General features: G+C 45.6%; 13 protein-coding genes. All 13 read right to left on the bottom strand.

What is annotated here, in order from left to right; all coding sequences use genetic code 11:
- Positions 1 to 17 precede the first annotated feature (17 nt).
- The 13 genes from AC4OGX_RS18250 to xylB all read right to left on the bottom strand — a co-directional run bounded on the left by AC4OGX_RS18250 (position 18) and on the right by xylB (position 13,250).
- Positions 18 to 845, bottom strand: a complete 828-nt coding sequence (locus AC4OGX_RS18250) for a carbohydrate ABC transporter permease (protein WP_493332106.1) — start codon at positions 843 to 845, stop codon at positions 18 to 20.
- Entirely contained in the window at positions 845 to 1,717 is an 873-nt protein-coding gene (locus tag AC4OGX_RS18245) for a carbohydrate ABC transporter permease (RefSeq protein WP_493332105.1), read from the bottom strand. The genes AC4OGX_RS18250 and AC4OGX_RS18245 overlap by 1 nt, the downstream gene beginning before the upstream one ends.
- Positions 1,718 to 1,785: 68 nt before the next feature.
- Positions 1,786 to 3,093, bottom strand: a complete 1,308-nt coding sequence (locus tag AC4OGX_RS18240) for an ABC transporter substrate-binding protein (protein ID WP_493332104.1) — start codon at positions 3,091 to 3,093, stop codon at positions 1,786 to 1,788.
- A 49-nt stretch (positions 3,094 to 3,142) separates the two neighbouring features.
- On the bottom strand, positions 3,143 to 4,084 hold the full coding sequence (locus AC4OGX_RS18235; RefSeq protein WP_493332103.1) for a dihydrodipicolinate synthase family protein: 942 nt from the start codon (positions 4,082 to 4,084) through the stop codon (positions 3,143 to 3,145).
- Positions 4,085 to 4,388: 304 nt separating this feature from the next.
- Positions 4,389 to 5,129, bottom strand: a complete 741-nt coding sequence (truA, locus tag AC4OGX_RS18230) for a tRNA pseudouridine(38-40) synthase TruA (RefSeq protein WP_493332101.1) — start codon at positions 5,127 to 5,129, stop codon at positions 4,389 to 4,391.
- An 85-nt stretch (positions 5,130 to 5,214) separates the two neighbouring features.
- Positions 5,215 to 6,039 (bottom strand): energy-coupling factor transporter transmembrane component T family protein, encoded by an 825-nt coding sequence (locus tag AC4OGX_RS18225; RefSeq protein ID WP_493332100.1) that lies wholly within the window; start codon positions 6,037 to 6,039, stop codon positions 5,215 to 5,217.
- The gene (locus AC4OGX_RS18220; protein ID WP_493332099.1) at positions 6,032 to 6,880 is read right to left on the bottom strand and encodes an energy-coupling factor transporter ATPase; all 849 of its coding nucleotides are present in this window, start codon (positions 6,878 to 6,880) and stop codon (positions 6,032 to 6,034) included. The genes AC4OGX_RS18225 and AC4OGX_RS18220 overlap by 8 nt, the downstream gene beginning before the upstream one ends.
- Entirely contained in the window at positions 6,865 to 7,716 is an 852-nt protein-coding gene (locus AC4OGX_RS18215; protein ID WP_493332098.1) for an energy-coupling factor transporter ATPase, read from the bottom strand. The genes AC4OGX_RS18220 and AC4OGX_RS18215 overlap by 16 nt, the downstream gene beginning before the upstream one ends.
- A 197-nt stretch (positions 7,717 to 7,913) precedes the next feature.
- The gene (locus AC4OGX_RS18210; RefSeq protein WP_493332097.1) at positions 7,914 to 8,831 is read right to left on the bottom strand and encodes a DMT family transporter; all 918 of its coding nucleotides are present in this window, start codon (positions 8,829 to 8,831) and stop codon (positions 7,914 to 7,916) included.
- 23 nt (positions 8,832 to 8,854) lie between these two features.
- Positions 8,855 to 9,373: a peptidylprolyl isomerase gene (locus tag AC4OGX_RS18205; protein WP_493332096.1), complete on the bottom strand. Its 519-nt coding sequence runs from the start codon at positions 9,371 to 9,373 to the stop codon at positions 8,855 to 8,857.
- A 137-nt stretch (positions 9,374 to 9,510) separates the two neighbouring features.
- Positions 9,511 to 10,590, bottom strand: a complete 1,080-nt coding sequence (locus AC4OGX_RS18200; protein WP_493332095.1) for a 2-dehydro-3-deoxygalactonokinase — start codon at positions 10,588 to 10,590, stop codon at positions 9,511 to 9,513.
- Between the two features lie 15 nt (positions 10,591 to 10,605).
- Positions 10,606 to 11,721 carry a glycerol dehydrogenase gene (locus tag AC4OGX_RS18195; RefSeq protein WP_493332094.1) on the bottom strand — a complete coding sequence of 372 codons (1,116 nt, stop codon included), beginning with the start codon at positions 11,719 to 11,721 and terminating at the stop codon, positions 10,606 to 10,608.
- Positions 11,722 to 11,723: 2 nt separating this feature from the next.
- On the bottom strand, positions 11,724 to 13,250 hold the full coding sequence (gene xylB, locus AC4OGX_RS18190) for a xylulokinase (protein ID WP_493332093.1): 1,527 nt from the start codon (positions 13,248 to 13,250) through the stop codon (positions 11,724 to 11,726).
- Positions 13,251 to 13,256 lie beyond the last annotated feature (6 nt).

Below are 13,256 nucleotides of genomic sequence, written 5' to 3'. Positions count from 1 at the left end.
ATTGTATTATGAATTGTTTACTTAACAGCTCCTGCCATCATTCCGCGTACTAACGACTTTTGTGCACATAGATAAATAAGAATTGCCGGGATGATTGCCAGCAGCGTTCCGGTCATAACCATTTCCCACGGGGTTTGATTATCGATCAAACGTGCAATGCCAACCGTTAATGGTGTTTTGTTTGCATTTCTTGTCAAGATCAGCGGATACAGGTACTGTCCCCAGCCGGTAAAGAAAGAAAGGGCAAACGTTGTTGCGATCCCGGGCGTTGACAGCGGGATAATGATCCTGAATAATATCCCCAGCCTGGAACATCCGTCTATGGAGGCGGCCTCCTCAAGCGCGACCGGAATGCCATCAAAGAAACTCCTGAGCAGCAAAATAGGAAACGCCATTGATGTCGCAATGATCGCAATAATAACTCCGATATATGTATCATACAGCCCCATCTTATTTAAGGTCATAAAAATCGGGATGGCGATGACCACCTGTGGGATTACCTGGGTAATGAAAATGATAAATGAGTAAAATATCTTCCCTTTAAACTTATACCTCGACAATGCATATGCAGCAAATGTCGCCAATAAAACATTGATCAATGACGTTCCCACCGCATAGATAATCGTCGCTTTAAAATATCCTAGTAAATCGATTCTCTGCCAGATATCAATATAATTTCTAAAATACAGATCAGCAGGCCAGAGAAAATTTTTGCCCAAGTTTTCATATTTTGTAAGCGATGCGACAAATGCTGTATAAATTGGTATCAATGTAAAAAGACACCATACAATTACAAAGGCCATCCTCCCGGTGAGCATCCATTTACGTTTTGCTTTTCTACTCATCACTCCTCGACCTGCCTTTCGTTTTTAAATTTCAGGAATCCTATGATTCCTACGATAAGAAGAACCAGCAATGCGATAGAGCATGCTGTCCCCAAATCATAGTCCCTAAAGGCTTTATTATATATTTCCAATGCCACCAACTCTGTTTGACCTGCCGGCCCGCCATTGGTCATAATGTAAACGGTATCGAAAATCTGAATCGTCCAAGCTGTTACGATCAATGTCGTAGTAGAAAGAACAGGTTTTAAATACGGTAATGTAATATACCGAAAACGCTGGATTGCCGATGCCCCATCTAGGTCAGCAGCCTCTTCGATATCAGAAGGGATCGTCTGCAGTGCTGCCATCAGGGAGATGATCATAAATGGTGTCCCCTGCCAGATCCTAACCATGATCACTGTCGGCAGTGCTCTTCCGTCACCAAGAAAACTTACCGGCTCTGTGATCCAATTTAATTTCATAAGAAGCTGATTTATAAAACCAAACTGCGAGTTTAAAACCCAGCTCCACATGGATGCAGCAAATGCCTGTGGCACAATCCAGGGAATTATCACAATAGATCTAAAGACGCCGCGCAGCGGCATTGGTTTATTCAGTGCAACCGCAACAAGCGTACCGCACACAACGATTCCCGCAACACCAAAGACTACATATACTGCCGTAACCCCAAGAGCCTTTACGAATTCTGAAGTAGTAAGGTACTTGAAATTTTCAAAGGAATTCCACTCCAGAAATCCCTGGATAATATTAGATTTTCCCAGGGAAAATTTGAATACGTTTACCAATGGAATCCCCAGCACCAGGATCAACAGAACAGCGGTTGGTAAAATAAACAGATACGGCTCAAACTTTCCTCTTTTTTTCGTCTTCATCTGTTCCCTTCTTTCCCGAATATGGCAGGACGTATTGAACTATGTCAATACGTCCCTGCCAATGCGACTTATTCGTTATAAATTTTTTCGTGTCCTTCTGTAATATTTTTCAAAGTCGTCTCGGCATCCTGCTTGCCCATCATAAGCAGCTGCAGCTGTTCTCCTGTAACTGACCACAATGAATTCGTCTTTGGTGAAACACCTTCCGGTACACTTTCCTCAACAGATTTGATGATAACAGCTTCATTGGCATCACTTTCATCATATGTTGCTGCCTCGGACTGTAAGATCGGAATAGAGCCGTATGCACTGTGGGCCTTCTGATTTTCAGTATCCATTAAATAACGGAGGAATTTCCATGCTTCTTCTTTATGTTCACAATTCGTAGGAATAAAGAATCCACCCATATTGACCGCAGATGTCTGAACACCGCTTGCTCCAGCCGGGAGCTGAGCAACTTTAAACTTTCCGCTGTCCATTCCTTCCTGGATCTGGTTTTCAATATTAACTGCATCCAGTACCATCCCGACGTTTCCATCCCTCAATAAGGTTCTGACATCAAAACGTCCAAATTCTTCTACATTTCCCTGAGAGTACTTTGTCATTTCCTGCATGAAGTTTAAAGTATTGAGCGCTGCCTGCTTATTCTCCTCTTTATCATAGGTATACATCTTACCGTCCCATGTCGGGCCATTGATCTCACTTGCAAACAAGGATTCAAAAAGAAATGAAGTTTCTCCTCCTGCTGCTTTTGCATAAACTGCCGCTCCTGCTGCATCTGTTTTCTCTTCGATCGCCTTCTCTGCCGCTAAAAATTCGTCCCATGTCGCCGGCGGGCTGTCAGGATCTAATCCTGCCTGTTCGAATAGTTCTGTATTGTACCAAAGCAGCAGTGTCGTTGCACCACAGGGGATTACATATTGCTTGCCATCATACTGGCCTGCTTCTAACAGAGCCGGATACATATCTTCCTTTAATTCATCATCCATATATGGAGTTAGATCTTCAATCAAACCTTTATCCGCCATATCAAAGATAGTTGCCGGCAAGTGATACATAATATCCGGCAGGGTTTGCGACGATGCCATTACCTGTAATGTCTTCTCTGCATCTGCCCAGCCAAGATCCTGCATATCGATCGTGACGTTTGGGTTTTCCTTTTCATATTTTTCAATGATTGGTTGAAAGATTTCCCTTAATATTTCCGGTGTTCCGGTTCTCATAAAGGTGATCGTCACTTTTTCATCGGAACTCTTATCTTTCTTTTCTGTCTTGGCGTCTTTACCTGATCCCGATCCGCACCCTGCGAGTAAGCTCATTGTCATGGTTGCCGCTAATAAACAACTTGCAATTTTTTTCACATTTTTTATTTTCATACAGGCACCTTCCTATCTACTTTTTTAGAATCAAAATATTTTTCAATCATCAGATAATTCCACACTGTTTCGCTGCTTCTCTTGCTTCTGCCTTTTCTGCTTCACTCAGCGGCACTGTCGGGATACGCACATATCCACCACAAGATCCGGCCAAGTCTGCCATGTATTTCAGGAGTGCGATCACTTTATACTCTCCTCCCATTCCTGAATACTTTACTGCCAGATCCATATAAGGGATCATGGTATTTCTGATTCGCTTTGCCTCTTCATAATTTCCTGTTGAACGTGCATTCCATATTGCGACACTTCGATCAGGCACGATATTACACATACTTGAGATAAATCCTGTCGTTCCTGCTAAAGCTGCATATGGTTCAAGAAATTCACCATGTCCATTTACTACAGAAACCTTATCACCGATCTCCTGTACAACTCTTGTCATCTTAAAGAAAGCCGGTGTACACTCTTTCATACCAACAACATTAGGGAATTCCTTTAATCTCTTTAAAACGGAAATCGGACAGTCTATATTCATAACCTCAAAGTTGTTATACAATAGAATCCCTAAATCTGTATTTTTTGATAATTTTTCATAAAATGCATAAATACAGTTTTCATCCTTCGCCGGATAATAATATGGTGAAAGTGCCATTACACCGGATGCTCCATGCTCCTGTGCGTGCTGTGCGAGTTCAATCGACTCATTTACGTTTGTACTATTGCAGCCTTGAATAATCGGGATCGCATCACCTATCGTATCATAGACCATCTCCAGGATCATCTTCCGTTCATCTGTCGCCATCGCACCGCATTCACCTGTACTTCCGCAGATTACGATAACAGAATTATCTCTGTTCAAGCCTCCATTCAATAAGAATTTCAGGTTCTTTTCATATCCCACTGCATCAAAGTCACCATTCTCTTTAAATGGTGTGATGCTAATTGCTGTAATTCCTTTTAAATGCTCCCTTAGTTCTTCTGGTTTCATCATTTTCCATTTCCTCCTTTTGTTTCCCTTTTGAATCACTCCGCCGCTCTTTCTTTTAATGTCGTTTTGTTTTTTGTTATTTTCATAATATCACCGTTGTGAAAAATTACAATGCTTTTTAGGAAAAAATTTCTTTTTTGTTGAAATTAAATAAAAAATCTTTTCTTTTTTGTGCATAATTATTTTTCATTTCTTTATTTTCTGAAAATTTTTCCAAATCTGTTTATATTTTAGTTTAATCGTCATATTTTTAACAACTCCACTGCCATTCAGGCACAAAAAAAGAACCAGCGTTCACTGATCCTTTTTATCTTTCATATTCAATTCCCACCAGCATCAGTCCCTGCGGAGGTGCCGTCACCCCTGCTGCCTGCCGGTCTTTTGCCTCTAATATATCTTTCACTTGTCCGGGAGTGTAAAAGTTTCTTCCGACACGCAATAGTGTACCGACAATGATTCGGACCATATTATACAAAAATCCATTTCCCCGGATACGGATCGTAATCTCATCTCCGCTTTTTAAAACGTCCAGATCATAGATCGTGCGCACCGTATCCTCAACATTGGTCCGCACATTACAGAAGCTGGCAAAATCATGCTCGCCCACAAGGTATCCTGCTGCCTCACGCATCTTCTCCAGATCCAGATCATAAGAGACAAAATATCTCGTCAATCTCCTGGTCGGATCCGGTACTTTTGCATTCAGTATGTGATACTCATATGTCTTCGTACAATTGCAGTACCTGGGATGCCAGTCAAGAGGAACTTCCTCTGATTTCACCACCACGATATCCTCCGGCATACGCTGATTCAGAGCATAGGCCATCCTCTCCGGCGGAATGCCCGTCTCAGAATCAAACACCGCGACGTTTCCCAGAGCATGCACCCCGGAGTCTGTGCGGCTCGCACCGATCACCCGAATTTCCTCCCCGGTCAGCTTTGACAGCTTTTTATTCAATACTTCTTCGATCGTGATCCCATTCGGCTGAATCTGCCATCCACAGTAATTCGTACCGTCATAGGCGACCGTCAACTTTATTCTTTTCATAAACCCTCTTCTACTTATTTTGTACATAAACAGATCACTGATTCTAATGCCAAATAATAGCTCAAATAATAGCTATTTGAATCATTTAAAAGATCCAGAGATGAAACGGTATATACCGGCCTGCATAAAAGATCACAGCCATATACAAGACCATCACTACATAGGCCATCCGGTCCCGCCTTTCATATATCAGCGGTTTCATCTTGGTCCTGCCGTCTCCTCCTCGGTAGCATCTCGACTCCATTGCCATTGCCAGATCATTAGCCCGCCTAAACGCAGAGACAAATAAAGGCACAAGGATCGGGATCATCGCTTTCGCCTTCTGAATGACATTTCCGCTTTCCAGGTCTGCCCCTCTGGCGATCTGTGCCTTCATGATCTTGTCTGTCTCTTCCAGCAGGATCGGGATAAAACGCAGTGCGATCGACATCATCATCGCAACCTCATGCACCGGAACCTTGATCTTATTCAAAGGGTGGAGCAGTTTTTCAATCCCGTCAGTCAGGGAATTGGGAGTTGTTGTGAATGTCATAATGGATGATCCCATGATCAGGTAGGTAAGACGGACTGCCATAAACACAGTGACCCTCAATCCCTTATCCGTAATGCGGAAGATCCAGACATGCACCAGCTCATTTCCCTCCCTTGTCAAAAACAGGTTAAACAATACCGTGATCATAAGGAGCATAATGACCGGTTTCAATCCCTTTATGATAAACCTCAAAGGCACTCTGCTCACAAAAATGACCAGCCCCAGGAACAAAGTTGCGATCACATATCCCAGGATACTGTTCTGTATAAAAAGAGAGACCAGAAAGAAGAGGGTACAGACAATCTTCACCCTCGGGTCCAGTCTGTGAATCACACTTTTTGCCGGATAATATTGTCCGATCGTAATATCTCTAATCATGGAAACTCCTCATTATCTCTTCTGCTGCTTCTTCCACCGTTGTTGCATTTGTGTTAACATCCATCCCCCTGGCTTTTAGCGCATGCATGATATAGGTTACCTGGGGGGCTGCAAGTCCCACCTCTTCCAGTTCCCTATAATGGGCAAATACCTCCTTGGGCGCATCATCAAACATCTTTTCCCCATGGTTCATCACGATGATCCGGTCCACATATCTGGCAATATCCTCCATGCTGTGTGAGACCAGAATGACCGTCATGTTTGTATTCTTATGCAGATATTCAATCTGGTCCAGGATCTCATCCCTGCCCTTGGGATCCAAACCTGCCGTCGGTTCATCCAGAACAAGTACCTTAGGCCGCATTGCCAGGACTCCTGCGATAGCTGCCCGCCGTTTCTGCCCGCCGGAGAGTTCGAACGGGGACTGCTTATAATACTTTTCAGGAAAACCTACCAGTTCCAACGCTTCCTTAGCCCGCTTTTCACACTCTTTTGAGGAAAGACCTTGATTCTTAGGGCCAAAGCAGACATCACTTAATACGTCCACCTCAAAAAGCTGATGTTCCGGGTACTGGAATACGAGTCCCACCTGGCTCCTTAATTCCTTCATATCATACCCGGCATCATAGATATTTTTCCCATCATAATACAGTGCTCCCGATGTGGCCTTCATCAGGCCGTTAAAATGCTGGATCAGTGTGGACTTTCCTGAGCCTGTATGACCGATGATTCCCACGAATTCCCCCTGCGTGATCTCCAGGCTGATATCCTTTAGCGCCTGCTTTTCATACGCAGTGCCGGGGCTGTATATATAGTTGATATGCTCTAACTTAATTGACATAATGCCTCCACCAACTCCTGAGTCCTTAGGATCCCTTTCGGCAGATCCAGACCTCTTTTCCTCAATTCTTCCGCCAGCATCGTGACCTGCGGCACATCCAGCCGGTACTTTTTCAAAGTATCCACCTGGCTGAAAATCTCCCTCGGCGTCCCATGCATCACAACATGTCCGCTGTCCATCACATAAACCTGGTCTGCATCAATGACTTCTTCCATGTAGTGCGTGATCAGGATGACGGTCACCTTCTTCCGCTTCCGCAGCTCCTGCACGGTTCTGATGACTTCCTTCCTGCCATTCGGGTCCAGCATTGCTGTCGGCTCATCCAGGACGATACACTGTGGTTCCATCGCAATCACACCTGCAATCGCAACACGCTGCTTCTGCCCGCCGGAAAGCTTATTCGGTGAATTGCTGCGGTATTCCAGCATCCCCACTGCCTTTAGGCTGTCCTCGACCCGTTTCCAGATCTCTTCTGTCGGGACGCCTAAGTTCTCCGGGCCAAAACCCACATCCTCCTCAACCACCGTACCAATGATCTGGTTGTCCGGATTCTGGAAAACCATACCTGCCGACTGTCTGACATTCCATAGCTCTGCCGGGTCTTTGGTATCCCTGCCGCCGACCCACATCGTCCCCCCTGTCGGAACAAGGATAGCATTCATATGCTTGGCAAGCGTAGATTTCCCGGAACCGTTGTGTCCCAGGATGGCCACAAACTCTCCCGGGGTAACGTGGATGTCCACGCCGTCAATGGCACGGTTCGTCCCGATCACATTTCCCTCTTCATCCCGTTTCTCATATTCAAAAATCAGATCCTCTGACTGAATCATATCCATATCGGCTCTGCCTCCGTGACTGCCCGTTTACTGTAACAAAAATACTTCACTGTTCATTATTGTACGTTATCAGGTTATTTTTTACAAGACAAATTTCCTGGCGGCACCTCTGACACTGAAAAAGGATGAGAGCTTTTTCTTCTGCGCTCTCATCCTTTTTTCCTCTGACTTGTCACTCGCTGTCCTTTGCACCCTTGCTATGATTTCACAGCTTTCGTGCTGTTGACGATCAGAATCCCCACACTGACCAGGATCAATGCGGATAGATTTTTCAGGGAAAAGATCTCCTCTCCCAGAAAAATTGCCGAAAGTGCGACCCCGAATACCGGAATCGTAAATCCGTAAATAGCCACTCTTCCCACCGGATTATACTTTAAAAGCATCGTCCAGATACTGAATGCCACCGTCGATATCAGTGCCATATAGATCAAAAGAAGCGTAGATTTTACCGTAAATCCTTCTACATGTCCGCCGAGTGCCCATCCGATCACGATCAAAAGGATACTTCCGAACAGGATCTGATAGGACGTGATCGTCATCGGGCTTTCCATGTCGGAGATCATTTTCAACACCACTGTACTGATTCCGTAGGCAATCGTGCAGATCAAAACCATGCCCTCTCCCTGGATCGAAAAGCCGGTTCCCCAGGCACCGGGGGCTAAGTTGATCACTACTACACCTGCCAGTCCCAGGATACAGCCCAGCCCCTTCTGCCAGGTCATCTTTTCATTCTTAAGCATAAAATGTGCCGCCACGATCGAGACAAATGCATTGGATGCGTTGATGATGGAGCCTTTTGTCCCCGTCGTATTGGCCAGACCTACATAGAAGAAAAAATACTGCACTGTAGTCTGTAAAAACCCCTGCCGCAGGATATAAGGAATGGAAGAACGCTTCATTGTCAGAATCCGTTTTTCCAGGATGCATCCGAATATAAAAGTAAGTACGCCGGCGAGGAAAAACCGGTAGCCAGCAAATAATATCTGACTCCCGGTCCCTTCTATTCCAAACCACTCATATCCAACTTTGATACATGGAAATGCACTCCCCCATAACGCACAGCAGATTAAGGCAAGCAGGCAGACAACTGCCGGCTTCTGTAATCTCTTTTCCATCTGTGGTTTTCTCCTATGCCTTTCTATGCCATCTCCGGCTCGTCGTATTCCTCACCGAAGGTATCAACCGTCACTTTTTTCATGACCTGTGCCTCTAACGGCTTGTCACTGTAATCTGTTGCTGTCTCAGCGATCTTGTTCACAACATCCATTCCTTCTGTGATCTTGCCGAATGCAGCATAAGCCCCGTTCAGATGCGGAGAGTTCTTGTGCATGATAAAGAACTGTGATCCTGCGGAATCCGGGTGCATCGCACGTGCCATGGAAAGAACTCCCGGCTCATGAGTCAGATCATTCTGAAAACCGTTCTGGCTAAACTCACCTTTGATCGTATATCCCGGACCGCCCATGCCTGTCCCGTCCGGGCATCCGCCCTGGATCATGAATCCGCTGATCACGCGGTGGAAGATCAGGCCGTCATAGAAGCCTTTCTTTACAAGTGAAATAAAGTTCTTCACTGTGTTCGGTGCGATCTTAGGATATAACTCCGCTTTCATGATATCTCCATTTTCCATTTCAAATGTAACAACTGGATTTGCCATAGTAAATTCCCCTTTTCTTTTAAATTCAATATGACTATTGTAGCGGATAATGGCGGATTCGTCAATCAACTGCGGCAAGGATCCTCAACTCTGATAAGGATTGTATTAAGGATTTCCTGCATAAATAAGGGCATGTATCACAAACCCACCCGCGTAATACATGCCCGTTTTTCTGCTATCACACACATCCCATAGCCAGACAGCGGGATGTGCTCCTCATTCTGGAAGGCTGTCACCTCTTTAAATGTCCCATCCTGTATAAATAATTCTTTCAACGCACTTTTCAGCGGCTCTTTTCCTGCAATTACGACTTTCGTATTCTTGGTCATTGTTAAGGCACGGCTTCTTTTTACCGCAAGAATATCCGCAGCTAATACAGCTCCCATTAGAAAACTAGAACACGCCTCCTGCCTGCCATCCATAAACTGATTCACGATCCTGGTTAAAAAGACGGCACGTGACAGGCTGGTAGCCCACGTTTCCTTCGCTCCGGCTATGAACATCTCTCTGTCATATGTTTCCGGGGCAAACTGCCCTTTTACAGCATCGGTCAACACACTGCCGCAGGTCAGCATAAAGAGCAGCTCACCCGCCATAGAAGTCAGGCAGCCGGTCATCTGCCCTTTCCCGTTGACCGATACAAATTTCGTATGTGATCCGGGCAGGACATACAATGCTTCCTGGGGGAATACCTCCTGCCTTATCCGCCTGATATCAGATCCAGAGGCATCTGTGACAGAATTCTCTGACTTGCACAGCTCCATCAATGCAATCGTCTCTGTCTCCTCCCCTCTCATAATATCCATCTGTTCCAGGTTATCCCGGCCGACCTCTCCCGAAAAATTTTTCATTCCCGGAATAAAGCTGATAGGGATAGAACATATATCCGGCATCAGAACATCCTCTACCCCCTTTGCAAATTCCCTCAAACCTGCCGGGGCTGTCAGATGGGGAACCTCAAGGATGCCGACATTAGATGTCAGCATCCCGCAGGCATAAACCGCATTGACCTGTGCATGTGCAGCCTCAGCTCCCTGCATCATTTCTTTTACCATAGAACTTATGGCAGTCTTCAAGCTGCTGCTATTTCCCTCTTTCGCGGCATCTCTTACACCCACTTCGGCTTTTGCAGCATAAATAAGCTCCTTCTTCTCATTCCATAAAGCAACTCTGGTATTAGTTGTTCCCCCATCGATCGTGATCATATAGTTTTTCATGGCATGCCCCACTGTTTACATTCCCTGATACTTTTGTCCCAGTACATCAGCCATGATAATCGCATCATAGATCATCTGCGCCGTCACCGGGAATGGTTCTACATCCCAGTAGGATTTCAGTGATTCCTGTGCAACTCTCATGATATCCTCTTTTGATGCATCTTTGATCCCCAGCATCTCAAAATTAGAAGGAAGCCCTACCGCATCGAAGAAGTCATAGATCTCCTCGATCTCATCCATACTGCGCCCTTCGATAATCAGCTGTACGAGAATGCCAAAAGCAACTACCTCGCCGTGAAGAAGCTTTGCACAAGCCGGAAGGATCGTGATCCCCTCTGCGATTGAATGCGCCCCTGCACAGCTTGAGTTTTGGACACCAAGACCACTCAGAAGTGTATTTGCCTCAATTACGTCCTCCACATCGATCGTACATAATCCCTTTTCTGCAGCAAGCTTGGCGCTGTACCCCTTTTTCAGTATCGTCTCATGGCACGCCTTTGCAATTGCTTCTACCGCAACTGTAGCGCAGAAACCTTTTCCCACATAGTTTGGAGAATGCGATTCTAAGTTTGCCCTTGTCTCAATAAAGGTAGCCAATGCATCTCCCATGCCTGCAACAAGGAAACGGACAGGAGCCTTAGAGATAATCTCTGTATCAAGCAGGACAAGGTCCGGGTTCTTTACATAATGTCTTGCGCCCACATGCTCTCCACTTTCTGTATAGATAACAGACAGTCCGATCGTCGGCGCATCCGTTGATGCGGTCGTCGGAATAATAATTGTTGCTGCCTTAAATTTATCAGCCACAGCTTTCGCAGTATCCATTGTCTTGCCTCCGCCCATGCCTGCAACAACATTCGGTGCGAACTCTTTTACACTGTCTGCGATCTCATCGATCTTTTCAGAAGTAATCTCACCGCTGAACTCCTGTACGATTACTCTGCTTTCCCCCTCTGCATACATTGCCTCGAATTTCTTGCTGTATGTATCATAGAAAAAGGCATCGACCAGAATAAATACTCTGTCGCCGTAAGCGTCTGTATATTCTTTTAACAGATCCAGCTCGTACTGTCCCTGTACATATCTGCTCGGTGCTCCAAAAGCTCTTGTTTTGTGTGAAATCATTGACATAATTAAATCCTCCTTGACATTTTTTTGTATACATCCTCTAATGCAAAATAGCATGCATCAAAAAGTTCCTTTACAGGCTTATATGCCTCTGCCGCCTTCTTGTCCGACTCCTGTGTCTCATTAACTGATATAAACCTCTCGATTGCCGTAAAATCCTTGAATATCCCAGCACCTACACCTCCGATCACTGCCGCTCCCATAGAACCGGCCTCCTCCAGAAGATCCGGCACAGAGATCTTTGCGTTATAGATATCCGCCATCATCTGGCGCCAGACCTGTCCCTTTGCGCCGCCTCCTATGACAAGAATCTCCTCAATATCCACCTGTGTCCTTAAGATATCAAGGCAGATGCTTAAATTCATGGTGATCCCTTCCAGTACACTTCTTAAAATATCTCCCCGGGTATTTTCAGGTTTTAGCCCGATCCACGCCCCCTTCGCATCCGGATTCCAGCGCGGGGCCCTTTCTCCCAGCATATAAGGAAGAAAGATCACACCATTTGCACCCACCGGACTTTTTTGTATCTGACTGTTCATATACTCATATGGAGAAGTTCCAGCTGCAGCGGCATCACAGCATTCTTTCAGACAGATTGTCTCTTTCAGCCAATTATATGCGCCTCCGGCATACTGCATGGTTCCGTTAGGGGCATATAGACCGGGAATCACATGTGCCCACGTAACAGTCCTCATCTTTTCATCAAAGACCGGCTTCTTGGATGTAGTAGTGATCCAGGCAGAGGTCCCCATACAGCAGTATGTCTTTCCTGGGGCGATAGAGCCGCACCCTATATTTGCAACGGATCCGTCGCCGCCTCCCATAACAACAGGAGTCCCCGGATAAAGCCCTGTCAGCTTTGCGGCCTCCTCTGTCACACCCCCTGCAACAAACGTGGACTTCTGTATTTGGGGCAGTTTATCCCCATCGATCCCGGCATATTCTATCAGCTCCTCTGACCACTTACATTTCTCAAGATCAAAACATGCCATGCTGTTAGCATCCGAGGGTTCCGTAAAAAATTCTCCTGTCAGCTTAAATACGATATAATCCTTTGCATTTAGTACTTTATAAGTCTGTTCGTAGATCTCAGGCTCATGCTCCTTGATCCACATTAACTTCTGTACGCCATATGAGGCGGTATTCCGATGTCCTACGATATGATAAAAATCCCACTGGCTGATATGCTCCCCGATCTGCGCAGCCTGTTTCTGCGCACGCTGATCCGCCCATATGATTGACGGCCTCAAAGGATGCCCCTTGCGGTCCACACAAAGACAGCCCATCATCTGACCACTAAAGCTGACTGCCCCGATCTGGGAGGGATCGATCCCGGAAGATGTGATCAGCCTTTTGCTGGTCTTACATACTGCCTCCCACCAGTCATTGGCATCCTGTTCTACCCATGTATCGTTAAAATAATGTGCCGGATATCCCTGGACCTCACTTTTTATCAGTTGTCCTGATTCCGAGAATAAGGTCGCCTTATTCCCGGATGTTCCTAAATCATGTGCAAGTATATACTTTGCCATGCCTGC

It is taken from the genome of Faecalicatena sp. (assembly GCF_058819085.1).
Note: the sequence above shows the minus strand (reverse complement) of the source record. Positions and strands in the feature narration are given on the sequence as shown.